The organism is Amycolatopsis sp. 505, assembly GCF_031625235.1.
Taxonomy (GTDB): domain Bacteria; phylum Actinomycetota; class Actinomycetes; order Mycobacteriales; family Pseudonocardiaceae; genus Amycolatopsis.
In genome coordinates, this window is the sequence record NZ_JACKQP010000006.1 from 534,182 (window position 1) to 558,614 (window position 24,433).

Annotated in this window: 26 protein-coding genes and 1 pseudogene; 21 read left to right on the top strand and 6 right to left on the bottom strand. The window is 71.9% G+C overall.

The features are described 5' to 3' along the window. The first annotated feature begins 106 nt into the window (after positions 1-106). Together H5965_RS24530 and H5965_RS24535 are read left to right on the top strand one after the other, a co-directional pair. Positions 107-337 carry a hypothetical protein gene (locus H5965_RS24530; RefSeq protein ID WP_310972572.1) on the top strand — a complete coding sequence of 77 codons (231 nt, stop codon included), beginning with the start codon at positions 107-109 and terminating at the stop codon, positions 335-337. A gap of 32 nt (positions 338-369) precedes the next feature. Then, positions 370-1,497 carry an SPFH domain-containing protein gene (locus tag H5965_RS24535; RefSeq protein WP_310972573.1) on the top strand — a complete coding sequence of 376 codons (1,128 nt, stop codon included), beginning with the start codon at positions 370-372 and terminating at the stop codon, positions 1,495-1,497. Positions 1,498-1,501: 4 nt separating this feature from the next. Here the strand turns inward: H5965_RS24535 and H5965_RS24540 are convergent, their stop codons facing one another. Further along, positions 1,502-2,533, bottom strand: coding sequence for an SAM-dependent methyltransferase (locus H5965_RS24540; protein WP_310972574.1), 1,032 nt, complete (start codon positions 2,531-2,533; stop codon positions 1,502-1,504). A gap of 25 nt (positions 2,534-2,558) precedes the next feature. Here H5965_RS24540 and H5965_RS24545 point away from each other — a divergent pair, with 25 nt between their 5' ends. The 3 genes from H5965_RS24545 to H5965_RS24555 all read left to right on the top strand — a co-directional run bounded on the left by H5965_RS24545 (position 2,559) and on the right by H5965_RS24555 (position 6,559). Beyond that, positions 2,559-3,554 carry a bifunctional oligoribonuclease/PAP phosphatase NrnA gene (locus tag H5965_RS24545; RefSeq protein ID WP_396136935.1) on the top strand — a complete coding sequence of 332 codons (996 nt, stop codon included), beginning with the start codon at positions 2,559-2,561 and terminating at the stop codon, positions 3,552-3,554. A gap of 79 nt (positions 3,555-3,633) precedes the next feature. Further along, positions 3,634-4,956: an MATE family efflux transporter gene (locus H5965_RS24550; RefSeq protein WP_310972575.1), complete on the top strand. Its 1,323-nt coding sequence runs from the start codon at positions 3,634-3,636 to the stop codon at positions 4,954-4,956. 280 nt (positions 4,957-5,236) lie between these two features. After that, positions 5,237-6,559 (top strand): MFS transporter, encoded by a 1,323-nt coding sequence (locus H5965_RS24555; protein ID WP_310972576.1) that lies wholly within the window; start codon positions 5,237-5,239, stop codon positions 6,557-6,559. On the opposite strand, the gene H5965_RS24560 is transcribed toward H5965_RS24555, so the two are convergent. Next, entirely contained in the window at positions 6,504-7,013 is a 510-nt protein-coding gene (locus H5965_RS24560) for a GNAT family N-acetyltransferase (RefSeq protein WP_310972577.1), read from the bottom strand. The two genes, H5965_RS24555 and H5965_RS24560, sit on opposite strands and share 56 nt — an antisense overlap. Before the next feature lie 63 nt (positions 7,014-7,076). Between H5965_RS24560 and truB the strand changes: the two genes are divergently transcribed. The 10 genes from truB (at position 7,077) to H5965_RS24610 (ending at position 16,334) form a co-directional block, all read left to right on the top strand. Beyond that, positions 7,077-7,982: a tRNA pseudouridine(55) synthase TruB gene (gene truB, locus H5965_RS24565; protein WP_310972578.1), complete on the top strand. Its 906-nt coding sequence runs from the start codon at positions 7,077-7,079 to the stop codon at positions 7,980-7,982. Between the two features lie 27 nt (positions 7,983-8,009). Continuing rightward, complete coding sequence (locus tag H5965_RS24570; protein WP_310972579.1) at positions 8,010-8,993, top strand: bifunctional riboflavin kinase/FAD synthetase; 984 nt, start codon at positions 8,010-8,012, stop codon at positions 8,991-8,993. Between the two features lie 94 nt (positions 8,994-9,087). Continuing rightward, positions 9,088-9,561 (top strand): helix-turn-helix transcriptional regulator, encoded by a 474-nt coding sequence (locus tag H5965_RS24575; RefSeq protein ID WP_310972580.1) that lies wholly within the window; start codon positions 9,088-9,090, stop codon positions 9,559-9,561. Beyond that, positions 9,561-10,064 carry an RNA 2',3'-cyclic phosphodiesterase gene (gene thpR, locus H5965_RS24580; RefSeq protein ID WP_310972581.1) on the top strand — a complete coding sequence of 168 codons (504 nt, stop codon included), beginning with the start codon at positions 9,561-9,563 and terminating at the stop codon, positions 10,062-10,064. The genes H5965_RS24575 and thpR overlap by 1 nt, the downstream gene beginning before the upstream one ends. A gap of 132 nt (positions 10,065-10,196) precedes the next feature. Next, positions 10,197-10,466, top strand: coding sequence for a 30S ribosomal protein S15 (gene rpsO, locus H5965_RS24585; RefSeq protein WP_003084034.1), 270 nt, complete (start codon positions 10,197-10,199; stop codon positions 10,464-10,466). Between the two features lie 220 nt (positions 10,467-10,686). Next, positions 10,687-12,939, top strand: coding sequence for a polyribonucleotide nucleotidyltransferase (locus H5965_RS24590; protein WP_310972582.1), 2,253 nt, complete (start codon positions 10,687-10,689; stop codon positions 12,937-12,939). 77 nt (positions 12,940-13,016) lie between these two features. Next, complete coding sequence (locus H5965_RS24595) at positions 13,017-14,381, top strand: pitrilysin family protein (protein WP_310972583.1); 1,365 nt, start codon at positions 13,017-13,019, stop codon at positions 14,379-14,381. Continuing rightward, positions 14,378-15,118, top strand: coding sequence for a 4-hydroxy-tetrahydrodipicolinate reductase (gene dapB, locus H5965_RS24600; RefSeq protein ID WP_310972584.1), 741 nt, complete (start codon positions 14,378-14,380; stop codon positions 15,116-15,118). The genes H5965_RS24595 and dapB overlap by 4 nt, the downstream gene beginning before the upstream one ends. Further along, positions 15,115-15,561: a tetratricopeptide repeat protein gene (locus tag H5965_RS24605; RefSeq protein ID WP_310972585.1), complete on the top strand. Its 447-nt coding sequence runs from the start codon at positions 15,115-15,117 to the stop codon at positions 15,559-15,561. The genes dapB and H5965_RS24605 overlap by 4 nt, the downstream gene beginning before the upstream one ends. 35 nt (positions 15,562-15,596) lie before the next feature. Beyond that, positions 15,597-16,334: a hypothetical protein gene (locus tag H5965_RS24610; RefSeq protein WP_310972586.1), complete on the top strand. Its 738-nt coding sequence runs from the start codon at positions 15,597-15,599 to the stop codon at positions 16,332-16,334. On the opposite strand, the gene H5965_RS24615 is transcribed toward H5965_RS24610, so the two are convergent. Further along, positions 16,282-16,800 (bottom strand): hypothetical protein, encoded by a 519-nt coding sequence (locus H5965_RS24615; RefSeq protein ID WP_310972587.1) that lies wholly within the window; start codon positions 16,798-16,800, stop codon positions 16,282-16,284. The genes H5965_RS24610 and H5965_RS24615 overlap by 53 nt on opposite strands. Before the next feature lie 318 nt (positions 16,801-17,118). On the opposite strand from H5965_RS24615, the pseudogene H5965_RS24620 reads away from it, so the two are divergent. Next, positions 17,119-17,349 (top strand): annotated as a pseudogene (locus H5965_RS24620) (GtrA family protein); the annotation flags it as partial. Positions 17,350-17,415: 66 nt separating this feature from the next. Here the strand turns inward: H5965_RS24620 and H5965_RS24625 are convergent. After that, the gene (locus tag H5965_RS24625) at positions 17,416-17,973 is read right to left on the bottom strand and encodes a GNAT family N-acetyltransferase (protein ID WP_310972588.1); all 558 of its coding nucleotides are present in this window, start codon (positions 17,971-17,973) and stop codon (positions 17,416-17,418) included. Between the two features lie 59 nt (positions 17,974-18,032). Between H5965_RS24625 and H5965_RS24630 the strand changes: the two genes are divergently transcribed. Beyond that, entirely contained in the window at positions 18,033-19,247 is a 1,215-nt protein-coding gene (locus H5965_RS24630; RefSeq protein ID WP_310972589.1) for a DNA glycosylase AlkZ-like family protein, read from the top strand. A 531-nt stretch (positions 19,248-19,778) separates the two neighbouring features. Here the strand turns inward: H5965_RS24630 and H5965_RS24635 are convergent. Together H5965_RS24635 and H5965_RS24640 are read right to left on the bottom strand one after the other, a co-directional pair. Then, the gene (locus tag H5965_RS24635) at positions 19,779-20,702 is read right to left on the bottom strand and encodes a DUF4097 family beta strand repeat-containing protein (protein ID WP_310972590.1); all 924 of its coding nucleotides are present in this window, start codon (positions 20,700-20,702) and stop codon (positions 19,779-19,781) included. 12 nt (positions 20,703-20,714) lie between these two features. After that, the gene (locus H5965_RS24640) at positions 20,715-21,239 is read right to left on the bottom strand and encodes a toxin-antitoxin system HicB family antitoxin (RefSeq protein WP_310972591.1); all 525 of its coding nucleotides are present in this window, start codon (positions 21,237-21,239) and stop codon (positions 20,715-20,717) included. A 119-nt stretch (positions 21,240-21,358) separates the two neighbouring features. Here H5965_RS24640 and thyX point away from each other — a divergent pair, with 119 nt between their 5' ends. From thyX to H5965_RS24660, 4 genes are all read left to right on the top strand, one after another. Continuing rightward, entirely contained in the window at positions 21,359-22,111 is a 753-nt protein-coding gene (thyX, locus tag H5965_RS24645) for an FAD-dependent thymidylate synthase (protein ID WP_086848783.1), read from the top strand. Continuing rightward, positions 22,111-22,506 (top strand): ACT domain-containing protein, encoded by a 396-nt coding sequence (locus H5965_RS24650; protein ID WP_310972592.1) that lies wholly within the window; start codon positions 22,111-22,113, stop codon positions 22,504-22,506. The genes thyX and H5965_RS24650 overlap by 1 nt, the downstream gene beginning before the upstream one ends. Before the next feature lie 128 nt (positions 22,507-22,634). Next, entirely contained in the window at positions 22,635-23,876 is a 1,242-nt protein-coding gene (locus tag H5965_RS24655; protein ID WP_310972593.1) for an Nramp family divalent metal transporter, read from the top strand. A 22-nt stretch (positions 23,877-23,898) separates the two neighbouring features. Then, a complete protein-coding gene (locus H5965_RS24660) occupies positions 23,899-24,333 on the top strand; it encodes a hypothetical protein (RefSeq protein ID WP_310972594.1) in 435 nt (144 codons plus the stop codon). Positions 24,334-24,433 lie beyond the last annotated feature (100 nt).

A 24,433-nucleotide genomic window follows, 5' to 3' on the forward strand; every position in this document is an offset into this window, starting at 1 on the left:
CTGATCGGAACCTCACAGTGTCCGCTTCGCGTGCCCGGCGGGAGCACAATGGTGCCAGCGGGGGACAACCCGCACCGAGACGGCCACCGAGGGGAGGTCGGCACCCGTGCACTCCGACCTTTCCCCGTCCGGCCGCACCGGAGTCCTCCTGGTCGGCACCCGCGGGCAGCGGGGCCCCGGGGAGGTGCTGATCAGGATCAGGGGCGGCCTGGAAACCTTCCTTGCCTGGTCCGACACGGAGCTGCCGAAGGGCACGACCGTCTTGGTCGTGGACACCCGGGGACGGCGCACGGTCGACGTCGTGGCGTGGGACGCCTCGGATCCCGCTTCTCCGTAGAACCAGAAGGACAGCCGATGTTCGGTTATCGCGTGCCTGCTCCCAACGAGGCGATGCTGATCTCCGGGGGAAAGAACAGCAAGGGCACGTCGCCGTTCCGGGTCGTCACCGGCCACGGTGCGTTCGTCATGCCGGTCTTCCGGAAGGTCCGGTTTCTCACGCTTTCCATGTGCGAGGCCGAAGTGACCGAAGTGTGCGTCACCAAGCAGGCCATCGCCCTGACGGTCCGGGCGGTGATCGCGTTCAAGGTCGGCAACGACACCGAGAGCATCGTCAACGCCGGCCAGCGGTTCCTCTCCGACCAGGACCAGATGTCGGTGCTGACCGGCCGGATCTTCGCCGGGCACCTGCGGTCCATCATCGGGTCGATGACCGTCGAGGAGATCATCACCGAGCGGCAGAAGCTCGCCACCGAGGTGCTGGACGGCTCGGCGGTGGAGATGGCGAAGATCGGCCTCACCGTGGACGCGCTGCAGATCCAGTCGATCGACGACATGAAGCTCGGCTACATCGCCGCGATGGCCGCGCCGCACAACGCCGCCATCCAGCGGGACGCGCAGATCGCCCAGGCGGTGGCGAACCAGACGGCCGCCGAAGCCGAGCAGAAGTCACAGCGGACCCAGGCCGAGTACGCCCGGCAGACGTCGATCGTGCAGGCGCAGTACCGGGCCGAGGTCGAGGCGGCGCAGGCCGAAGCCGCCCAGGCCGGCCCGCTCGCGCAGGCGAAGGCGCAGCAGGAGGTCATCGACGCACGCACCGAGCTGGCTCAGCGCGAGGCCGAGCTGCGGCAGCAGCAGCTGGTCGCCGAGGTGATCAAGCCCGCCGACGCCGAGGCCGAGCGGATCCGCATCCTGGCGGTCGCCGAGGCGGAGAAGATGCGCATCCAGGCGGAGGCGGCCGCGTCGCACAACCGGGTCGCGCTCGACCGGATGCTGATCGACCAGCTGCCGCAGATCGTCAAGGAAGCCGGGCGGGGGTTGTCGGGGGCGAACGTCAACATCCTCAACGGCGCCGACGGCCTCGGCGAGATGGCCGCGGGGCTCGTCGGCCAGGGTCTGTCCATTCTGGACTCGGTCAAGCGCGGCCTGAGCACCCCGCCCGCGCCCGCCCCCGCGCCGGAATCGAACGGGCAGGTGGCCAAGCCCGAACTCACCCAGTAGCGCTTCAGGAAGCCGGTTTCACCGCGACGACCAGGTCGCGCAGGATGGCCTGGTCGACGCGGTGGGCGAACTCTTCCCACGGGCCGCCTTCACGGACGTCCAGCCCGGCCTTCCGGAGCACCTCGACCAGTTCTTCCCGCGGCAGCACGGTGGTGTTCCACGAAATCCCGAGCGCGCCGCCGGGCTTCAGCACCCGCGTCCACACCGGAACGGCGGCCGCGAGCAGGTCGCGGGGGCTGCGCTGGAGACCGGTCTCGCGGTGGCTGCCGTGCTGGACGCCGTACGGGGCGTCGGTGACGATCACGTCGCAGGAGTTCGCCCGCAGCACCTCGTCGGTGGTCAGGGTGTCGGCGTTGAAGTAGGTGAGCTTGCGCGTGTCGCCCGCTTTGTACGCTTCCTTGTCCAGGGCGTACTCGATGTCGAGCCGGCGGCCGAGCCGGGCCTTGTTGCGCCGCAGCTGGCCGGACTCCGCGGTGTGCTTCACGCGCTTGGTGCGCAGCCAGGTCTTGATGAACGCCTCGTAGGCCTCGAAGTCCTTGGCGTCGACGTCCAGGCCGGTCGCGTGCAGGCCGTACATCATCGCCTGGTTGAGCGTGGTGCCGCGGCCGCACAGCGGGTCGAGCAGGTACTTCGGCTTGGCCGAGAACGGGTCCGCCGTCGCCAGCAGGGTGACGTTCACCAGCAGCTTGGTGAACAGCTCGTTCGTCTTGCCGGCGTACTTCTGGATGGTCAGCAGGTCCGAGTCGGCCTTCGCCAGCGGCGTCACGGGCACCGGCCGGAGGACGCCCTCACCCAGCTCGAACAGCGCGTACAGGGACGAGACGTTCGACAGCAGCGCGAGGTCGCGCTCGCCGAGGGGCGCCGAGCTGGTGAAGCGCACGTAGCCGACGCCGCCGAGCTCGACCTCCTCGATCGCGGACAGCTCGGCCGCCAGGCCCGCGCCGAACACCGCCAGCTCGGCGCGCAGCAGCGCGGGGGAGGAGGCGGCGTAGACCCGGTTGGCCGACGGGTAGACCAGCATCGCGTACTCAGGCATCCCGCAGAGCGTAGCGTGACGCACCGTGACCTCTACTTCGGCTTCGGTGCAGGACATCCGGGACGCGGCGGCACTGCTCGCGTCGGCCGGCGACGTGACGATCCTCGGCCACGTGCGGCCGGACGCGGACGCGCTGGGCAGCGCACTGGCCCTCGGCCGGGCCCTGCGGCAGCGCGGTGCCCGCGTGCGCGTCTCCTTCGGCGAGCCCGACGAGGCCCCGGAGACGCTGCGCTGGCTCGACGAGGACGGCCTGCTCACCCACCCGGACGACCTCCCGGACTCCGAGGCGCTGCTCGTGTGTGTCGACACGCCGACACCGAAGCGGCTCGGCCGGCTCGCCGGGCGCGTCGAGCTCGCCGGCGCGGTGCTGGTGATCGACCACCACGCGACCAACACGTTCTACGGCACCTGCCACGTCGTCGACGAGAGCGCCGAGGCCAGCGCGGTCCTCGTGTTCCGCGTCCTGGAGGCACTGGGCGCCGAGCTGGACGAGCCGATCGCGCGCGGGCTGTACGCGGGGATCGTCACCGACACCAGCGGGTTCCGCCGGGCCAGCCCGGAGACGCACCGGATGGCGGCCCGGCTGCTGGAAGCGGGGGCCGACGCCGAGGCGATCGTGCGCCGGATCGTCGACGAGCGCCCGTTCGCCTGGCTGCCGATGCTGTCGTCGGTGCTGCGCGAGGCCCGGCTGGAGCCGGAAGCCGCGCAGGGCCGGGGTTTCGTGCACGCGGTGGTCGGCCTCGACGCGGCCCGCACGGTGCGCGGCGAGGAGGTCGAGTCGGTGATCGACGTGATCCGCTCGGTACGCGAGGCGGCCGTCGCGGCCGTGCTCAAACAGGACCCGGCGCAGCCCGGGCAATGGCAGATCTCGTTGCGCAGCATCGGCATCGACGTCTCGGCGGTGGCCGCGGAGTTCGGCGGCGGCGGGCACCGGCAGGCCGCGGGCTGCACGATCGCGGGCTCGGCGGCGGAGGTCGTCGCCGGTTTGCGGGAGGCGCTGGAGCGCGCGCCGCTGTTGTAGGCCCGTCGGACGGCGGGGCCGAAAAGTTCCCGGTTCCCGCCGGTCAGAACCGTCGGTGGTGGCGGTTAGAGTCCGGTTCGTGGCGAACGTGGAGGAGATCGAACGGGTCCCGGCGAAGCGCGTGCTCGGCCTGGCCGTGCCCGCGCTGGGCGTGCTGGCCGCCGAGCCGCTGTACGTCCTGGTGGACACCGCCGTCGTCGGCCACCTCGACGCGCTGTCGCTGGCCGGGCTCGCGCTCGGCGGCGTCGTGCTGGCCCAGGTGTCGAGCCAGCTGACGTTCCTGTCCTACGGCACGACGTCCCGCACCGCCCGGCTGCATGGCGCCGGCCGCCGGGCCGACGCGGTGCGCGAAGGCGTGCAGGCGACGTGGCTCGCGGTGTTCGTCGGGCTCGTCGTGCTGGTCGCCGGGCAGCTGCTGGCCTGGCCGATCGCGCGAGTGCTGTCGGGCAGTGACGAGATCGCCTCGGCCGCCGTGTCGTGGCTGCGGATCGCCTTGTTCGGGGCGCCACTGATCCTGGTCACCATGGCCGGCAACGGCTGGATGCGCGGGGTGCAGGACGCGGCGAAGCCGTTGCGGTACGTGCTGGCGGGCAACGGGATCTCGGCCGTGCTGTGCCCGGTGCTCGTGTATTGGGCCGGGCTCGGGCTGGAGGGCTCGGCGATCGCGAACGTCGCCGCCCAGGTGATTTCGGCGTCGCTGTTCGTCCTGGCGCTGGCCCGCGAGAAGGTCGGGCTGCGGCCGGACTTCGCGGTGATGCGCGCCCAGCTCGGCCTGGGCCGCGACCTGGTGCTGCGCAGCCTGGCGTTCCAGGCGTGCTTCGTCTCGGCGGCGGCCGTCGCGGCCCGGACGTCGACCGAAGCCGTCGGGGCGCACCAGGTGGTGCTGCAGCTGTGGACGTTCCTGGCCCTGGTGCTGGACTCGGTGGCGATCGCCGCGCAGTCGCTGGTCGGGGCGGCCCTGGGGGCGAACTCGGCGCGGCAGGCGCGCGGGGTCGCGGCGCAGATCACCGGGTACGGGCTGCTGCTCGGGTGCTTCCTGTGCGTGCTGTTCGCGGCGCTGTCGTGGGTGCTGCCGCACGCGTTCACGTCCGACCCGGGCGTGCTGGCGGAGATCCCGCACGCGTGGTGGTTCTTCGTGGCGCTCCAGCCGATCGCGGGGGTGGTCTTCGCCCTGGACGGCGTGCTCCTGGGCGCGGGCGACGCGGTCTTCCTCCGCAACGCGACGCTCGGCAGCGCGGCCCTCGGCTTCCTCCCGCTGATCTGGGCGTCCCTCGGCTTCGGCTGGGGCCTCACGGGCATCTGGACCGGCCTGTCCCTCTTCATGGTCCTCCGCCTGGCGGCGGTTCTGGCCCGCTGGCGCTCCGGAAACTGGGCGGTGACCGGCGCCACCCGCCCCGCCTGACGTGCGCCACCGGTCATCACGCGTGATTGGAGGGTCAGCTCGCGTGATTGAAGGGTCGACACGGCGGGGCCCGCACGCCGGCGTCGTGTCGGCTCTCCAATCACGCGTGTCGGCTCTCCAATCACGCGAGTAGACCCTTAAATCACGGGTGACGGGGGTTACCTGTGGGGAAAACCACCCGGGTCGCGGCTATGGTTCGTGGTTGCTTAGGCGATACAAGTAGTAGGGACGGCAGCGTGGGCGTCCTGCGCCCCGAATCGCCCCCCCCTTGGAGGAACCTGTGCCCGCCACCGGCCGTGCCACCGCCCGGTCCTGGCTGATCTGGCTCGCCGCCGTCACCGTCTACCTCCTCGCCGTCTTCCACCGGACGTCCTTCGGCGTCGCCGGGCTGCAGGCCGCCGAGCGCTTCGGCGTCGGTGCGGCCGCGCTCGGCACCTTCACCGTCCTGCAGGTCGGCGTCTACGCCGCGATGCAGATCCCGACCGGTGTCCTGGTCGACCGCTACGGCCCCCGCCGCGTCCTCACCGTCGCCGTGCTCGTCCTCGGCGCCGGCCAGCTCCTGCTCGGCTTCGCCCACTCCTACGGCCTCGGCCTGCTCGCCCGCGGCGTCCTCGGCCTCGGTGACGCGCTCACCTTCGTCAGCGTCCTGCGCCTGGTCGCGGCCCACTTCCCGGGCCGCCAGTACGCCCTCCTGACGTCGTTCACCGCGGCCGTCGGCTACATCGGCAACCTCGCCGCCACCGTCCCGCTCGCCCTGGTCCTCGACGGCGCCGGCTGGACCCCCACCTTCCTGGCCGTCGGCGCCATCACGGTGCTCTACACCGCCGTCGTCGCCCTCCGGGTCCGCGACGTCCCGGCCGGCGAACAGCCGCCGGTCCGCGAGGAAGTCCGCCCCCGCGAGCTCGCCCACCGGGTCGCCGAGGCCTGGCGGACGCCGGGGACGCGCCTGGGCTTCTGGGTCCACTTCAGCACGATGTTCGCCCCGAACGCCCTGACGCTGCTCTGGGGCGTCCCCTGGCTCGTCCAGGGCCAAGGCCAGTCGAAGGCCACGGCGAGTGCGCTGCTCACCGTGTTCGTCTTCGGCTCGATGGCGGGCGGCCCGGCGCTCGGCGGCCTGATCGGACGGCGCCCGTCGCTGCGGATGCCGCTGGTCGGCGGGTACATCGGCGGGGCCGCGCTCGTCTGGGCCGTGCTGCTGGGCTGGCCGGGCCAGGTGCCGCTGCCGGTGCTGGTGCCCGCCTTCGCCTTCCTCGCCCTCGGCGGCCCGGCGTCCATGATCGGCTTCGCCCTGGCACGCGACTACAACCCGCTCAGCCGCGTCGGCACGGCGACCGGCGTGGTCAACGTCGGCGGCTTCGTGGCGACGACGATCGCCGCGCTCGCGGTCGGCGTGCTCCTGCAGGTGACCAGCGGGAACTTTCGGCTGTCGCTGCTGGCGCTGGTCGCGGTGCTCGCCTTCGGCACCTTCCGGATGCTCGTGTGGTGGCGCCGGACCCGCACCCACCTGTTCCTCGCCGAGGCCCGCGGCGAGGAGCTGCCGGTGCGGATCACCCGCCGCCGCTGGGACGCCGCTCTGCCGGAGACGCCGATCGTCGCCGCCTGACCGGCGCCTGCAGCAGCTCCGGCGCCACCGCGAACCCGCGCCGCTCGTACGCGGGCACCGCGCGCGGGGACGAGTGCACGGTGACCCGCTCCAGGCCCAGCTCCCCGGCCAGCCGCAGGACACCCTCGATCAGCTGCCCGCCGAGGCCGGCGTCACGCGCTTCCGGCACGACGTACACGCTCTGCAGGTCCCCGGCGGCCCGGGACGGCGCCGCCGGGGTCGGCACCCGCGGCGTGATCGCCAGGAACGCCATCCCGAGCACCCGGCCTTCGCGGACCAGGACGAGGCAGCGGTGGGTGGCCGCGTTCTCCCGCGCCCAGGCGGCGAATCCCCGCACGAACGCGGCCCGGCCGTCGGCGGGCAGGCCGTCGCGCTCGGCCACCCAGCGCCACCGCAGCGAGGCGACTGCTTCCAGTTCCGCGGGCCGGACGGCCCGGACTTCGATCTCCGTCACGCCTCCATCGTGGCCGCCCGGCCGTCCTCCGATCCACGACGAGCGGCCGCTAGGGTTTGCCGCGTGTCGAGCCCGAAACCGCCCCGCCGTCCCGCCCCGCCTCCCGGCCTCCTCATCGTCGACAAGCCCGCCGGCATGACGTCCCACGACGTCGTCGCGCGCGCCCGGCGGATCATGGGGACCCGCAAGGTCGGGCACGCGGGGACGCTCGACCCGATGGCGACCGGCGTGCTCGTGCTCGGCATCGAGCGCGCCACCAAACTGCTCGGCCACCTGGCCCTGGACCGCAAGACCTACCTGGCCACCCTCAGCCTCGGCAGCAGCACCACGACCGACGACGCCGAGGGCGAAGTCCTCACCACCGCCGAGACCGCGACCGTGGCAGACGAAGACATCGCCGCCGGCGTCGCGAAACTGACCGGCGACATCCAGCAGGTGCCCAGCGCGGTCAGCGCGGTCAAGATCGACGGCAAACGCGCCTACGCCCGCGTCCGCGCCGGCGAGGACGTCGTCATCCCGGCCCGGCCGGTCACCGTCTACCGCTTCGACGTCCTCGCCGTCCGCCACGAGGACGACCACGTCGAGGTCGACGCCGTCGTCGAGTGCTCTTCCGGCACCTACGTCCGCGCGCTGGCCCGCGACCTCGGTGCCGACCTCGGCGTCGGCGGTCACCTGAAGGCGCTCCGGCGCACCACCGTCGGCCCCTTCACCCTCGCCAAGGCGAGGACCCTCGACCAGCTCGAAGAGCAGCCCGAACTGAGCCTCGACCTCGACGCCGCCGTCGCCGCCGCGTTCCCTCGCCGCGACCTCGACGCCGCCACGGCGAAAGCGGTCCGCCACGGCCAGCGCATCCCGGCGGCCGGGCTCGCGGGCACCTACGGGCTCTTCGGCCCCGACGGCCGGGTGCTCGCCCTGGCCGCCGACGAACAAGGCGTGTCCCGCGCGGTGGTCGTGTTGCTGCCCGCCTAGGGTGGGCTCGAGAGACGGGAGTGTGACGTGCTTCGGTGGCGTGGGCTGGGGGACCTTCCCGGCAGCTGGGGCCGGTGCGTGGTCACCATCGGCGTGTTCGACGGTGTCCACCGCGGGCACCAGGAGCTGATCAGCCGGACGGTGGCGGCGGCCGCCGAGCGCGGCCTGCCGAGCGTCATGGTGACGTTCGACCCGCACCCGTCGGAGGTGCTGCGCCCGGGCAGCCACCCGGCGCAGCTGACGACGTTGCGGCGCAAGGCCGAGATCGTCGAGGGCCTCGGCGTCGACGTCTTCTGCGTGCTGCCGTTCACCCTCGAGCTGTCCCGGCTGCAGCCGGAGGAGTTCGTGCACGAGGTGCTGGTCGACCGGCTGCACGCGGCCGCGGTGATCGTCGGCGACAACTTCACCTTCGGCGCCAAGGCGGCCGGCAACGTCGAGCTGCTGCGCACCCTCGGCCGCCGGTTCGGCTTCGCCGCGTACGGCGCCGAGCTGCAGGGCAAGGAACTGTCCGAAGAGGACCAGTCGGCCATCACCTTCTCCAGCACGTACGTCCGGTCGTGCATCGACGCCGGTGACGTGGTCGCCGCGGCCGAGGCGCTGGGCCGCCCGCACCGCCTCGAAGGCATCGTCGTCCGCGGCGACGGCCGGGGCCACGAGCTCGGCTACCCGACGGCGAACCTGTCGACCCCGCGCTTCGCCGCCGTCCCGGCCGACGGCGTCTACAGCGCGTGGTTCACCCGTTCGGCCGACCCGGCGCGCCGGCTGCGCGCCGCCGTCTCGGTCGGGACCAACCCGACGTTCTCCGGGCGCGAGCGGACGGTCGAGGCCTTCGTCCTCGACGTCGACGAGGACTTCTACGGCCAGCACGTGGCCATCGACTTCGTGACGCGGCTGCGCGACCAGGTGCGGTTCGCCGACTCGGCCGGGCTGGTCGCGCAGATCGACGACGACGTGGTCGAGACGAGAAAGGCACTCGAGCTGCCCCCGGACGCCCTGACCGGGGACGAATAGGGGATTCCGCGTCCATCTCCGTGACAGCGATGGCAAGATGCTCACGGACGGTGTGCGCGGCTGTGCTCGCGAAAAACAGGGGAGCGGGAGACTGGTGGAGGACCACAAGATCGTCCAGCGGAACATCGCGTTGCAGCGCGAGTGGTACGGGGAGCCGCTCGGTGACCGCGTGCGCCGGCTCGTCGTCGCGTTCGACGTTTCGCAGGCGTTCCTGGCCGAGGTCCTCGGGATCAGCGCCCCCATGCTCAGCCAGGTGATGAGCGGACGGCGGGCGAAGATCGGCAACCCGGTCGTGCTGGCCCGGATGATCATGCTCGAGCGCAAGATCCTGGTGCCCGAGGTCGCCGCCGGCAACCGCGACGCGATGCTGGCCGCGATGGAGGACGTCCGCGACTCCCGGCCCACCGTCGGCCGCGACAACATCCCGGTGGTCAACGAAGACCAGAAGGTCCTCGCCTACCTGCGCGACCTGGCCGAGGACGAGGACCTCGGCGAGGCCGCCAAGCGCCTCGACGACGACTTCCCGGCCATCGCCGACCTGCTCCGCCGGGCGGGCAACGGCGCCTGATGCCGGTCCTGTTCAGCGCCTTGCTCCCGCCGGAGGACGTCGTGGCCGGACTCGCCGCGGCCCTCGGCGAGACCGGCGACGGGCTGCGCTGGGAGCCGCCGGAGCGCTGGCACATCACCCTCGCCTACTACGGGCCGGACGACGTCGGCACGCGGGCCGCCTGGCTGGGGGAGCGGCTGACCGGCCGCCCGGCCGTCGACGTCCGGCTGGAAAAGGCCGCGACGTTCCCCGGGGTGCTGTGGTTGACTGTCGCCGGACCGGAGCTGACGCCGCTCGCGAACGCCGCGGGCGCCGGCGCCGAACCGAGGCCCTACCGGGCCCACCTGACGCTCGCGCGGTTCCCCCGGGAAGAACCGGGGCTCGCCGCGCGTTGGACCGAGCGTCTCGCGAACTTCACGAGCCGGCAGTGGCGCGCCGCGGAAGTGGCGCTGATGACCAGCGAGCGCGAGCGGGGTGGTCCCCGCTACTCCGTGGCCCGCTCCTTCGAGCTGGACCGCGGCTGAAGACGCAGTTCAGCGGGCTGGTAACCTCAACGATCGGGTCCGGCTGCAGTCCGTGGCGGCCGTGACCGTCTTCCCGGCGTGCAACCGGCGTCCGGGGTCGCACGGCACTGATTATTTCGAGGAGCAACACAAGTGGCGCTGTCCACCGAAGAGAAGAAGTCGATCCTGGCCGAGTACGGCGTGCACGACTCGGACACCGGATCCCCCGAGGCCCAGGTGGCGCTGCTCACCAAGCGCATCGTCGGCCTCACCGAGCACCTCAAGGCTCACAAGCACGACCACCACTCGCGTCGCGGGCTCCTGCTGCTGGTCGGCCGTCGCCGCCGGCTGCTGAACTACGTGATGAAGGTGGACATCGAGCGTTACCGTGCGCTGATCCAGCGCCTCGGCCTGCGCCGATAGCTTTACCCGAGGGGGAGTGGCCACGCGGTCGCTCCCCCTCGCCACAAACGGCGCGAGCGCGCACGAGGGTCCGTCCGCCGGTCCTCGGTAGTGGTTCCCGGGAAGCGTCCCGGGAGCTTCGATCGAAGACCGGCCTCATTCCTCGAGCGTCCTCAGGCGAAACGGGTCCCAGGGTGGGAGACTCGCGTCGTACGAAGGAACTAAAGAGGAGAAACACCCTATGACCGACTCCACCGGAGTCACCGTGCACGAGACCGAAGCCGTCATCGACAACGGCCGGTTCGGCACCCGCACCGTCCGCTTCGAGACGGGCCGCCTGGCCCGCCAGGCCGCCGGCGCCGTGGTCGCGTACCTCGACGAAGAGACCATGCTGCTCTCGGCGACGACCGCGTCGAAGCACCCGAAGGAGCACTTCGACTTCTTCCCGCTCACCGTCGACGTCGAAGAGCGCATGTACGCCGCGGGCCGCATCCCCGGCGCGTTCTTCCGCCGCGAGGGCCGCCCGTCGACCGACGCGATCCTCACCGCCCGCCTGATCGACCGCCCGCTGCGCCCGTCGTTCGCCGACGGTCTCCGCAACGAAATCCAGGTCGTCATCACCGTCCAGAGCCTCAACCCGGACGACCCGTACGACGTGCTGGCCATCAACGCCGCTTCGGCGTCGACCCAGATCGCCGGCCTGCCGTTCTCCGGCCCCGTCGGCGGCGTGCGCGTCGCGCTGATCGAGGACCAGTGGGTCGCGTTCCCGACCTGGTCGCAGCTGGAGAAGGCCACCTTCAACATGGTCGTCGCCGGTCGCATCGTCGGTGACGACGTCGCCATCATGATGGTCGAGGCCGAGGGCACCGAGCACACGCTCGACCTGATCGCCGCCGGCGGCAAGGCACCGGACGAGACCTCGGTCGCCGAGGGCCTCGAGGCCGCCAAGCCGTTCATCAAGGTGCTGTGCGAGGCGCAGCAGCGCCTGGCCGCCGACGCCGCCAAGCCGACCGGCGAGTTCCCGGTCTACCCGGCCTACCAGCCGGACGTCTACGAGGCCGTCGCCGCCATCGCGACCGACGACCTGTCCCGCGCGCTGCAGATCGCCGGCAAGCAGGACCGCGACGCCGCGACCGACGAGGTCAAGGCCGCCGTCATCGAGAAGATCGGCCTGGGCGAGGGCGAAGCCTTCGAAGGCCGTGACAAGGAGATCGGCGGGGCGTTCAAGGCCCTGACGAAGAAGATCATGCGCCAGCGCGTCCTCACGGAGAAGATCCGCATGGACGGCCGTGGCCTCACCGACATCCGGTCGCTCTCGGCCGAGGTCGCCGTGATCCCGCGGGCGCACGGCTCGGCGCTGTTCGAGCGCGGCGAAACCCAGATCCTGGGCGTCACCACGCTGAACATGCTGCGCATGGAGCAGCAGATCGACTCGCTCTCCCCGGAGACGACGAAGCGCTACCTGCACCACTACAACTTCCCGCCCTTCTCCACCGGTGAGACCGGCCGCGTCGGTTCGCCGAAGCGCCGCGAGATCGGCCACGGCATGCTCGCCGAGCGCGCCCTGGTGCCGGTGCTGCCGAAGCGCGACGAGTTCCCGTACGCGATCCGCCAGGTCTCCGAGGCGCTGGGCTCCAACGGCTCGACGTCGATGGGCTCGGTCTGCGCGTCCACCATGGCGCTGTACAACGCCGGCGTGCCGCTGAAGGCGCCGGTCGCGGGCATCGCGATGGGCCTGGTCTCCGACGAGGTCGACGGCGAGACCCGCTACGTCGCGCTGACCGACATCCTCGGTGCCGAGGACGCCCTGGGCGACATGGACTTCAAGGTCGCCGGCACCAAGGACATCATCACCGCGCTGCAGCTCGACACGAAGCTCGACGGCATCCCGTCGGAGGTCCTCGCGGCCGCGCTGAAGCAGGCGAAGGACGCCCGCAACACCATCCTCGAGGTCATCGCCGAGGCGATCGACGGCCCGGACGAGATGAGCCCGTTCGCGCCGCGCGTCACCTCCGTGAAGATCCCGGTCGACAAGATCGGCGAGGTCATCGGCCCGAAGGGCAAGATGATCAACTCGATCACCGAGGAGACCGGCGCCGACATCTCCATCGAGGACGACGGCACGATCTACGTGGGCGCGGCCGACGGCCCGTCGGCGGAGGCGGCGATCGACAAGATCAACGCCATCGCCAACCCGCAGCTGCCCAAGGTCGGCGAGCGCTTCCTCGGCACCGTGGTGAAGACGGCCGCGTTCGGCGCGTTCGTCTCGCTGCTGCCGGGCAAGGACGGCCTGGTGCACATCTCCAAGCTGGGCAACGGCAAGCGGATCGCCAAGGTCGAGGACGTGGTCAACGTGGGCGACAAGCTCCGCGTCGAGATCGCCGACATCGACAACCGCGGCAAGATCAGCCTCATCGTCGTCAAGGAAGACGAGGCCGCCAAGCCCGCCGAGGGTGACAAGCCGGCCGACGCCGAGAAGGCCGACGCCAAGTAAGACAGCTCGTTCCGGTTCGTGAAGGCCACCTCGGGATGTCCCGGGGTGGCCTTCACGGCAAGTTGAGTAAGGAACCCATGGCACGGCAGGTTTCCGGGCACGAGCAGCCCGTCGGCACCACCCGCACGCTGGAGTCCACCCCGGACGGTGCGGTCGTCAAGCGCAGCGTCCTGCCCGGCGGCCTGCGCGTGATCACCGAGCACGTCCCGGCGTCGCGCTCGGCCACGGTCGGGCTGTGGGTCGGCATCGGCTCCCGCGACGAGCCGGCCGCGGTCGCCGGCGCCGCGCACTACCTCGAGCACCTGCTGTTCAAGGGCACCAAGCACCGCGACGCCACGCAGATTGCCGAGGAGATCGACGCGGTCGGCGGCGAGTTCAACGCCTTCACGGCGAAGGAACACACCTGCTACTACGCGCAGGTGCTCGACGCCGACCTCCCGCTCGCCATGGACCTGGTCACCGACGTCGTCTTCGACGCGCTGTGCACCGACCGCGACATGGACATGGAACGCAGCGTCGTCCTCGAAGAGATCTCGATGCGCGACGACGACCCCGAGGACCTGCTGCACGAGACGTTCGTGACGGCCATCCTCGGCGACCACCCGCTCGGCCGCCCGGTGCTCGGCACCGAGAAGTCGATCATCGAGATGTCCCCGGCCGCGCTGCGGAACTTCTACAAGCGCCGCTACACGCTGCCGCGCATGGTCCTGTCCGTGGCCGGCAACATCGACCACAACCAGGTGCTGCGCCTGGTCCGCAAGGCGCTCGGCGAGCGCCTGGCCGGCACCGCGACGCCGATCGCGCCCCGCGAGGGCCGTGCCCGGATCAAGACCGTGCCGAAGCTGGCCCTGCACACCGACGACACCGAACAGGCGCACGTCATGCTCGGCCTGCGGTCGCTGTCGCGCCACGACGACCGCCGCTTTGCGCTGTCGGTGCTCAACGCGGCCCTCGGCGGCGGCATGTCGTCGCGGCTGTTCCAGGAGATCCGCGAGCAGCGCGGGCTCGCGTACCAGGTGTATTCGTCGGTGGCGAGCTACGCGGACACCGGGCACATGGCCGTCTACGCGGGTTGCCAGCCGGAGAAGCTCGGCGACGTCGCCGGCGTCATCCGCGAGGTGCTCGACAAGGTCGGCGTCGACGGCCTGACCGACGCCGAGGTGGCCCGCGCCAAGGGCCAGCTGCGCGGCGGCCTGGTGCTGGGCCTGGAGGACACGTCGTCGCGGATGTCGCGGATCGGCAAGAACGAGCTCAACTACGGGCGCTACCTGGGTGTCGACGACACGATCGCGCGCATCGACGCGGTGACCACCGAGGACGTGTGTGCGCTCGCTCGCACTTTGTTCGCGCGGCCCGGTGGCGTCTCGGCGGCGGCGGTCGTCGGCCCGTACGCTCACGCCGACGACCTTCCTGACGACCTGCACGAGGTGATCGCTTCATGACCATCAACGTCGGTGTGCTCGGTGCGCGCGGCCGGATGGGCGCGACGGTGGTGAACGCCGTCGAAGGCGCCGGGGACATGAAGCTGGTGGCCGCGCTGGACGCGGGCGACGACTTCGCGGCGCTGGCCGACGCCCAGGTGGTCGTCGACTTCACCCACCCCGACGCCGTCATGGGCAACCTCGAGTACCTGGTCGAGCACGACATCCACGCGGTCGTCGGCACCACGGGCTTCAGCGAAGACCGGCTGGCCTCGCTGCGTTCGTTGCTCGAGCCGAAGCCGTCGCTGGGCGTGCTGATCGCGCCGAACTTCGCCCTTGGCGCGGTTCTCGCGATGCGGTTCGCGGCCCAGGCGGCGAAGTTCTACGCCTCGGCCGAAATCATCGAGCTGCACCACAACCGCAAGGCCGACGCGCCTTCGGGCACCGCCGCGCACACCGCGCGGATGATCGCTGCCGCCCGCGCGGAAGCGGGCGTGGCACCGGGCCCGGACGCGACGACGGCAGAGCTCGACGGCGCCCGTGGTGCGACGGTCGAGGAGGTCCGCGTGCACTCGGTCCGCCTGCCGGGCCTGGTCGCGCACGAGGAGATCCTGTTCGGCGGCGAAGGGGAGACCCTCACCATCCGCCACGACTCCCTCGACCGGACGTCGTTCATGCCGGGCGTGCTGCTCGGGGTGCGTGAGGTGCTGCAGCGCCCCGGCCTGACGGTCGGCCTGGAAAACGTCCTCGACCTGTGAAAGCACGCAATGTGGCGCTGCTGCTGACGGCGGCGCTGGTCGTCTACCTGTTCCTGCTGGCGGACCGGGCGGTCGCCCTGTTCAAGACGGGCACGGGCGTCGGGATCGCGCTGGGGGCGGGGGTGCTGCTGCTGCCGGTCCTGGGCATCTGGGTCGTCGTCATGACCTGGCGCAACGGCCTGCAGATCCAGCGCCTGTCCCGGCGGCTGGACGCCGAAGGCGCGCTCCCGGACGTCTCCGACCTCCCGCGCCGCCCGTCGGGCCGGGTGGATCGCGACGCGGCCGACGCCTGGTTCGCGGAGCGCCGCGCGGAGGTCGAGGCCGACCAGGAGAACTGGCGGGCCTGGTACAAGCTCGCGTACGCCTACGACATCGCGGGCGACCGCCGCCGGGCGCGCGAGACGATGAAGAAGGCCGTCGAACTGGAAGCGGCCGACCGCTGACGCTGCTGCTGAAGCTCGTCCTGGCGCCGCTGCTGGTGGTCGCCTCGTCACTGGCCGGACGGCGCTGGGGACCCGGGCTGACGGGCCTGCTGGTCGCGATGCCGGTCGTCGCGGGGCCGATCCTGCTGATCACCTACCTGGAACACGGGCCGGCGTTCGTCGCGCGGGCCGCGTCGGCGTCCCTGCTGGGCCTGGTGTCGCTGGCCGCGTTCGCGGTGGTGTTCGCGCGGGTGTCGCGGGCGCGCGGCTGGCCGGGCACCCTCCTGGTCGGCTGGCTCGTGTGCCTGGCGCTGGATCTGGCGCTGTCCTTCGCGCCGGTGCCGGGGTGGGTGGCGCTCGGATTGGCCTTGGCGGCGGCCTGGGCGGGCATCCGGTTGCTGCCCGAGCCGGAGGCGGCCCGGCCGGTGGCGTTGCCGTGGTGGGACCTGCCGGCGCGCGCGGTGGCGACGGCCGTGCTCGTGGTGGTCCTGACGGCCGCGGCGGGCCGGCTCGGCCCCGATCTCACCGGCGTGCTCGCGCCCTTCCCGACTGGGACGAGCGTGGTGGCGGTGTTCGCTCTGGCACAAGGCGGCCCGGCGGCGGCCGCGGCGACCACGCGAGGTGTGCTGCGCGGGCTCGGCGGGTTCTCGGCGTTCTGCTTCCTGGTGGCGGTGTTCGCGGAGCCGATCGGCGGGTGGGCGTTCGCCGTCGCGGTCGCCGGGACCGTGGGGTGGCAGCTGCTCAGTGGTGCAGCCAGCCGGCGAACACCGCGGGAGAAGCCGCGATCAGGCTGAAGCGGATCCACCGTCCGGCCAGCCCCGTCGTCAGGAACATCACCAGCCGCATCCGGACCAGGCCGGCCAGCACGCTCGTCGCCATGAACGGGGGCAGGCCCACCAGGGAACTCACCCCGTACGTCCCGGCCATCCAGTGCGGGTGCCGGTGGCACCGCTCGCGCAGCCGGTCGACCCAGGCGCGCACCCGCTTGGTCCGCAGCTGCCAGCGCACCCGCCGGGGTGTCATCGGGCGCTCGCGGTGCAACCGGTCGTGCAGCGGCTTCGGCAGCTTGATCGTGCCGCGCGCGGCGAGGTAGTACAGCGTCTTCCCGGCGATCTGCCCGACCGCCACCGCCGCCCCGAGCCACAGCCAGTGCAGCCCCGGCTGGCTCGCGCACAGCCCGATCAGGAAGATCTCGGCGTTGACCAGCGGCACGATGGCCGAACCGAACGCGACGCCCAGCGTCAGCAGGATCCAGCTCATCGTGTCACCTCCTGAAATTCGCTCGCGTTCTTTCAAGTTATCAGTTCGAAATCTCTGCGCACTGGGGTTGGCCCCCCTGTTCGGCGGGTGGTCCGCACCAGAAGATCACCTGCCGGACGGCTGCCCGTCACCTCCCGTCGGAACACTGGCGGGGTGGCCGCCGAGCAATCCCGTACGCCCGCTGACCGATTCGGCGCCCTCTGCCGGGCCGTCGTGCACGTGCTGCCACTGGGTCTGTCGCGGATCGTGGCGCCGACGTTTCTCGGCTTCTGCCTCATCAACGGGTTCACGTTCGGCGTCGACCTCGCGCTGCTGACCGTGTTCCACGGGCTGCTCGGCTGGCCGGTGTGGCTGGGGATCACGCTGGCGTACGTCTGCGCGTTCGGGCTGAGCTTCGCGCTGAACCGGACGTTCAACTTCCATTCCCACGCCGCCGTCGGAATCCAGCTCGGGCTTTACATCGTGGCGATTGCTGTCAATTACGCGGCGTTCCTGCTGGGTGTGGGCGCGGGACTGACGGCGCTGGGCGTCGAATACCACGTCTCGCGGCTGCTCGCGGGCGCGTGCGAAGGCGTGTTCATGTACGCCGTGATGCGGTGGGTGATCTTCCGGGACTCAGCTCAGGGTGAGGTCGAGGGTGCCGGTGAGCCGGACCTCGCGGAGGGTGCGCTCGCCGGTGTCGAGGGTGCGGACGGTGCCGTCGGGGTTCCAGCCGGCCCGGCGGTAGAAGCCGAGGGTGGCGTGGTCGCCCTGGGCGACCCAGGCGATGCCGCGGGTGGCGCCGTCGGCCCGCAGCCCCGCGGCGGCCGTCGCGAGTAGCCGTCCGGCGTGGCCCCGGCGACCCCAGCGCGGTTCGACGAGCAGGGTGGCGATCAGCCCGGTCGTCTCGGCGTCTTCGGGCAGGCTCCCGTCGGCCTGGGCGACCTCGTCCTCGGGCGCGCGGCCGGCGACGCAGAAGCCGACGGTGAACTCGCCCTCGGTGGCGACGTAGACGAGGCTGCCGGGGTAGTCGATGGTCTCGGTCCAGGTGCCGGCGAGGTCGGTGGCGTCGAGCTGCGCGAGGGCCTGCTTGCCGAGCAGGTCCTCGTAGGCGGCGTGCCAGGTTTCGCGCTGGATGCGGGCGATCTCCGCGGCGTCGGACAGGTCGGCGGGACGGACGGCGGCGTCGCTCATGGTGCGTGAATCTATAGGTTGCCGTTTTTGTCGGTGGTGGGTGGCACCATGACGTCATCATGCAAACGATCAGCGTCTCGACGGCCCGGAAGACGTTCCTGGCCGCACAGGGTTTCACCGACCCGCGTCCGTCCGGCGTGCCTTCGCGGCAGCACCTGAAACGGGTGCTGTCGAGAGTCCAGCTGCTGCAGCTGGACTCGGTGAACGTCGCGGTCCGCGCGCACTACATGCCGGTGTTCTCCCGGCTGGGCGCGTACGACCCGGCCATGCTCGACGAAGCGGCGTGGGCGAACTCGGCGCGCCGCCCGCGGCTGCTGGTGGAGACGTGGGCGCACGAGGCGAGCCTGCTCCCGATCGAGGACTGGCCGCTGATCCGCTCGGGCGCCAAGCGCGACGGCTGGTGGCGGCACTACGGGCCGTTGATCGAGAAGTCGCCGGGCCTGGTCGACGAGATCCTGTCGGTGGTGAAGGAACTCGGCCCGATCGGCGCGGGCGGCATCGAGCGGGCGGTGGAGGCCGACGCGCAGCGGCGCGGGCCGGGCTCGTGGTGGGAGCGGTCGGAGGTCAAGCGCGTCTGCGAGTACCTGTTCGGCATCGGCCAGCTGACCACGGGCACGCGCCGGTCGTTCGAGCGGCTGTACGACCTGACCGAGCGGGTGGTTCCGCCGGAGATCCTGGCCCGCTCGGTGTCCGCGGAGGAGGGCGCGCGGGGCTTGATCTCGCGTTCGGCGCGGGCGCTGGGCGTGGCGACGGAGACGGACCTGCGCGACTACTACCGCCTCGGCCCGGCCCCGGCCCGCCAGGCGGTGGCGGAGCTGGTGGAGGCGGGCGAGCTGGAGCCGGTCACGGTCCGCGGCTGGAAGCAGGTGGCGTACCGGCACACCTCGGCCCGGACGCCGCGGAACGTGGCGGGCCGGGCGTTGCTGTGCCCGTTCGACCCGCTGATCTGGGAACGGGCCCGCACCGAGCGGCTGTTCGGCTTCCACTACCGGATCGAGATCTACGTGCCCGAGCCGAAGCGGGTGTACGGGTACTACGTGTTCCCGTTCCTGCTGGACGGGGAGCTGGTCGCCCGCGTGGACCTGAAGTCCGACCGCGCGGCGGGGGTGCTGCGGGTGCAGGGGGCGTTCGCGGAGGAGGGCGCGGACGTGGCCCGGGTCCTGCCGGAGCTGGCGGCCGAGTTGAAGCACATGGCGGAGTGGCTCGGGCTGCCGGGCGTGACCGTCGGCGCCCGCGGAGACCTGGCACGGCCGCTGGCGAAACTGGTCCACTAGCCCCGGTGGTGCAGAGCCGGCCCCACGGCAGCCCGCCCCGAGGTCGCGAATGACTCATTCGGGACCTCGGAGGTCGCGAATGAGTCATTCGCGACATCAGCGCGGCGGCGCACCACCCGCTCCGAGGTGGGCCGGATCGAGGCCCGTGGCCGGGGCCAGGGTGGTGCGGTCGATCCGCGGATCCGGCGAACACCCCGGCGCGCACAACCGCGAGGCTGCAGGGGAAGGGTGATCCGGATGTCCTGCGGCACGTACGCCGCGCCCGCGCGGAGCACGGCGAGGATGCCGACCACCATCGGGGTCGACCGCGTGAGGAACACCCACGTGGTGCCCGGGCGAGCGATGCACCCGAGTGCATCACGGCCACGGCGTCCGGACGGGCCCGCGCCTGCGCCAGAACGGCGTCGTGAATGCGGTCGACGGATTCACCCTTCGTTCGCCGTGTTCTGCGCACGCCTCTCTCTGGCATTTCGCGCGAACGGGCCGTTCCCGGCACCCCCGTACCGGGAACGGCCCGTTCCTCCCCCTTACTCAGCCCGCCGCGCGCGTCACCACGGCGTTGCCGGTGCCCGTGCGGGCTCGCACCTTCAGCTTCACGCCGCCCTCGGGGGCGGTGTCGGCGACGTCCAGCTCGCTGGAGACGCGGCCGCCGCTGGAGGTCAGGTCCACCTCGGCGGACGTGCCGCCGCGGATGCCGATCCGGACCTCGCCGGAGCCGGTGATCAGGTCGAGCGAGCCGGACCCGGCGTCGGCCACGGACAGGTCGCCGCTGCCGGTGCGGGCCATCACCTCGCCCGAAACCGCGCCCAGCCAGACGTCGCCGGTGCCGGTGGCCAGCGTCGCGGAGCCGGCGATCGACGACGCCTCGACGTGGCCGCTGCCGCTGCGCAGCTGCAGCCCGCCCAGCGTCGGGCCCAGCTTGACGGCGCCGCTGCCGGTGCGGATGGTCGCCGCGCCGTCGGCGCGGTCGAGCTTCACCTCGCCGGAGCCGGTCAGCAGGTCGACGCGGCCGGCCGAGCCGGTGACCGTGACGTCCGCCGCGCCCGCGCGCACCTCGACGTGCGAGCCCGCCGGCGCGTGCACCTTGACCGAGAGGGCGACGTTGCGCAGCTGCCACGCCTTCGGCGCGCTCACGACCAGGCGGTTGCCGAGCTTCTCGATCCGGCTCTGCCGGACGGCTTCGGCGGGGGAGCTCGCCGGGTCGACGCCCAGCTGGTCGCCGAAGCGCTCGCCGACCCAGGACAGCAGGCTGTTCACGCCCGCCACCCACGGCTGCTGCTCGCCCTGGTCGTGCCGCAATTCGACGCGCGCGCCGGAGTCGCCGTCGAGGACGACCTCGACGCGGCCGATCGTGACGCTGACGTCGAGCTCCAGCGGGCCGTCGGCCTCGAACTCGTCGATCCGGACCAGGTCGTCGTTCGGCTCTTCGGCCGGTGTGGTCTGTTCTTCACTCATCGTCTCGTCCCCTCAGCCTTCGACCCAGCCGTGCAGGTGCGAACCGCTCCCGCCGCTCTTGCCTTGGTGCTTGCGGCTCCCGCCCCCGCCGCCGAGCGCGCCGTGGCCCAGTGCGCCCTGGACCGCCTGCGACACGAACGTGTTCAGCGAGACGCCCTGGGCGGCGGCGGCCCGTTCGGCCTGCCCCTTGATCTGCTCGACCAGCCGGAGGGTGATCCGGCTGATGTCCCCGCCGTCGATCGGCGGCGGCGGGGGGGTGGTGTCACGTGGTGTCTCGCGTGACGTCGTCCCTTCGGCGTCGCCGGTGACGACCACGCGGACGTCCCGGCCGTCGAGCCGGACGTCCACCACCTGGCCCGGCAGCGCGGCCGTGACCTCGGCGGCGAGGTCGGCGAGCGCGTTCATCAGGGTCAGGCGGACGGCGGGTTCGAGGGCGGAAGACAGAAGCGCGGCCGCTCGCCGGGTCTGCTCGTCCCCGGCGGCAGCCGTGTTCGCGAGGTCCTCGCGAAGGTTGGCGATGTACGGCGTCAAGTCCATGACACCACTATGACGTCATCGATGGTGTCAGTCAAGGCGGCGGTGATGTCACGTGTCCCCCGGGAGTGACCGCCCTCACGCGGTTAGGCTGCGCGGGAACCGGGAGAAGGAGTGCTGACGTGACCGGAACCGTGTCACCCAGAGTGCAGCTGATCGCGAAGACGGAGTTCTTCCCGCCCGGGGACGTGCCGTGGTCGACCGACGCGGACGGCGGCGAAGCGCTCGCCGAGTTCGCCGGCCGCGCCTGCTACCAGTCGTGGAAGAAGCCGAACCCGGCCACCGCAACGAACGCCGGCTACCTCGAGCACATCATCGACGTCGGCCACCTTTCGGTGCTGGAGCACGGTTCGGTGACCTTCTACATCACCGGCATCTCCCGCTCGCTGACCCACGAGCTGATCCGGCACCGGCACTTCTCCTACTCCCAGCTGTCGCAGCGGTACGTCCCGGAGCGCGACGCCGAGTTCGTCGAGCCGGAGATCATCGCGAACGACCCGGTGCTGCACGAGAAGTTCCTCGCCGCGACCCGGGCGAGCGTCGACGCCTACACCGAGCTGCTGGCCGGGCTCGAGGAGAAGTTCGCCGACGTCCCGAGCGCGACCCTGCGCCGCAAGCAGGCCCGCCAGGCCGCCCGCGCGGTGCTGCCCAACGCGACCGAGACCCGCATCGTCGTCACCGGGAACTACCGGGCGTGGCGGCACTTCGTCGCGATGCGCGCCACCGAGCACGCGGACGTCGAAATCCGCGAGCTGGCCGTGGAATGCCTGCGGCAGCTGCAGAAGGCCGCGGCGAACGTGTTCGCGGACTTCACCATCTCGACGTTGCCGGACGGCACCGAGATCGCCACGAGCCCGAAGGTGCTGGAAGGCTGATGAAGCGACTTGCGATCGACGTCCGGCCCGGCGAGTACGCCGTCGTGCGGCTGCCCGCGGACGCCGCGGTGCCCGCCGAGCTCTTCGCACCCGGCGAAGCCCTGGTTTCGGTGACGCGGACACCCGGGGAACTGTCGGTGATCTGCCCGGCCGGCCGCGAGCCCGCTGGGGCCACGGCCGCCGAGGACGGCTGGCGGCTGCTCTCGGTCCGCGGCCCGCTGGAGTTCACCCTCACCGGCATCATCGCCGCGCTGGCCTCGGAGCTGGCCGCCGCCGGGGTGGCGTTGTTCTCGATCTCGACGTTCGACACCGACCACATCCTGGTCCGCGGGGGCGACCTCGACGACGCGGTCGCGGCCTTGCGCGAGGCCGGCCACGAGGTCGCCCACCCCTGACTTTTCGGGGGCGTTTCGCTGGGTACCCGGGTGCCGGGGTGGGAGCAGTCACCCTTGAAAAACAAAGTTTGGCACGCCTAAACTTCGGTTTAGGGTCCCCGACATCCGGTTTTCGAGAGGTGGGCGTCATGGCTGTGACCGAGGCTGTCCGGCCGAGACTGGCGACCCGGCTGCGCACCGGATCGGCCCTGCTCGGGCCGGCGTTCGTCGCCGCCATCGCCTACGTCGACCCGGGGAACGTCGCGTCCAACATCAGCGCCGGCGCCCGCTACGGCTACCTGCTGGTCTGGGTGATCGTCGCGGCGAACCTGATGGCCGTGCTGGTGCAGTACCTGTCGGCGAAGCTCGGGCTCGTCAGCGGGATGTCGCTGCCGGAGGCCCTGCGCGCCCGGCTGTCCCGGCCGGCCCGGCTGGCCTACTGGGCGCAGGCGGAGGTCGTCGCCATCGCCACCGACCTCGCCGAGGTGGTCGGCGGCGCGATCGCCCTCAACCTGCTGTTCGACCTCCCGCTCATCGTCGGTGGCCTGATCACCGGAGCGGTGTCGCTGACGCTGCTGGCGGTCCAGGACCGCGGCGGCCAGCGGACGTTCGAGCGGGTGGTGACCGGGCTCCTGCTGGTCATCGCCGTCGGGTTCCTGGCCAGCCTGTTCGTCGAGCCGCCGTCGGCCGCGTCGACGCTGGGAGGCCTGGTCCCGAAGTTCGACGGCGCGGGCAGCGTCCTCATCGCCGCGGCCATGCTCGGCGCGACGGTGATGCCCCACGCGGTCTACCTGCACTCGGGCCTGGTCCGCGACCGCCACGGCCGGCCCGACGGCGTCCGGCGCCGCCGCCTGCTGCGCGCGACCCGGGCCGACGTCGGCCTGGCGATGCTGCTGGCGGGCGCGGTGAACCTGGGCATGCTGCTGCTGGCCGCGACGAACCTGCAGGGCCAGGAGGGTGTGGACAGCATCGAGGGCGCGCACGGCGCGGTCGCGGGGGCGCTCGGCCCGGGCGTCGCGCTGCTGTTCGCGATCGGCCTGCTGGCCTCCGGCCTGGCTTCGACGTCGGTGGGCGCGTACGCGGGCGCGATGATCATGCAGGGGTTGCTGCACAAGCGGATCCCGCTGGTCCTGCGCCGCCTGGTGACGCTGACGCCGGCGATCGTGGTGCTGGCGCTGGGCGCCGACCCGAGTGCGGCGCTGGTCGTGTCGCAGGTGGTGCTGTCCTTCGGGATCCCGTTCGCGCTGGTGCCGCTGATCCGGCTGACGGCCGACCGTGATCTGATGGGGGCGGACGCGAACCGCCGGCTGACGACGGTCGCGGCCGCGGTGATCGCGGCGATCATCATCGCTCTCAACCTGGTGCTCATCTACCTCACGGTCACCGGTTGACCCACGGAACGGGGTAGCGGCCATGGCCTGGATCTTCGCCCTCAACGCCGAATGCGGGGAGCGCGAGACCCACGCCCGCGACCTCGCCCGCCACTTCGACGGCTGGCCGGCCGGCGTCTTCGAGAACGAAGGCGCCTGGTGGTGCGGAGTGGCCCCCGAAGGCCTCAGCCGTATCGGCCCACAGTCGGCCGAAGAGGCGGCGGCGATGACCGCGGCCGGACGCCGGCTCTACTGGCTGCTCCGGACCGCACCACCGGTCTACCGCTACGCCCTCGCCGGCGTCGAAACCGACCTGTTCCGCACGTACGACGAGCTCGTGGCGGAGAAGGACCTGACGATCTTCCCGGGGCTGGTCGTCGCCGAGGAGATCTGGGCCCGCACGGGCCGGCGCGCTGAGTTCAGCGACTTCGCCCCGGGCTACCGCTGGCTGCCCTACCGCGGCGAGACCCACCGCTGACCGACCCTCCGAGTACGCGTGTCGTCCGTCCAGGTGCGCGTGTCGTCCGTTGAGGTACGCGTGTCGTCCGTTCCGCATCACGAATTCCGCGGAACCCGCG

What these genes read in the sequence shown, in the direction of transcription:
- H5965_RS24540 (WP_310972574.1), bottom strand. Translation starts at nt 2,533, where the DNA reads ATGCCTGAGTACGCGATGCTGGTCTACCCGTCGGCCAACCGGGTCTAC.
- thpR (WP_310972581.1), top strand. Translation starts at nt 9,561, where the DNA reads ATGCCGGTCCTGTTCAGCGCCTTGCTCCCGCCGGAGGACGTCGTGGCC.
- H5965_RS24590 (WP_310972582.1), top strand. Translation starts at nt 10,687, where the DNA reads ATGACCGACTCCACCGGAGTCACCGTGCACGAGACCGAAGCCGTCATC.
- H5965_RS24595 (WP_310972583.1), top strand. Translation starts at nt 13,017, where the DNA reads ATGGCACGGCAGGTTTCCGGGCACGAGCAGCCCGTCGGCACCACCCGC.
- dapB (WP_310972584.1), top strand. Translation starts at nt 14,378, where the DNA reads ATGACCATCAACGTCGGTGTGCTCGGTGCGCGCGGCCGGATGGGCGCG.
- H5965_RS24615 (WP_310972587.1), bottom strand. Translation starts at nt 16,800, where the DNA reads ATGAGCTGGATCCTGCTGACGCTGGGCGTCGCGTTCGGTTCGGCCATC.
- H5965_RS24625 (WP_310972588.1), bottom strand. Translation starts at nt 17,973, where the DNA reads ATGAGCGACGCCGCCGTCCGTCCCGCCGACCTGTCCGACGCCGCGGAG.
- H5965_RS24630 (WP_310972589.1), top strand. Translation starts at nt 18,033, where the DNA reads ATGCAAACGATCAGCGTCTCGACGGCCCGGAAGACGTTCCTGGCCGCA.
- H5965_RS24635 (WP_310972590.1), bottom strand. Translation starts at nt 20,702, where the DNA reads ATGAGTGAAGAACAGACCACACCGGCCGAAGAGCCGAACGACGACCTG.
- H5965_RS24640 (WP_310972591.1), bottom strand. Translation starts at nt 21,239, where the DNA reads ATGGACTTGACGCCGTACATCGCCAACCTTCGCGAGGACCTCGCGAAC.
- H5965_RS24650 (WP_310972592.1), top strand. Translation starts at nt 22,111, where the DNA reads ATGAAGCGACTTGCGATCGACGTCCGGCCCGGCGAGTACGCCGTCGTG.
- H5965_RS24655 (WP_310972593.1), top strand. Translation starts at nt 22,635, where the DNA reads ATGGCTGTGACCGAGGCTGTCCGGCCGAGACTGGCGACCCGGCTGCGC.
- H5965_RS24660 (WP_310972594.1), top strand. Translation starts at nt 23,899, where the DNA reads ATGGCCTGGATCTTCGCCCTCAACGCCGAATGCGGGGAGCGCGAGACC.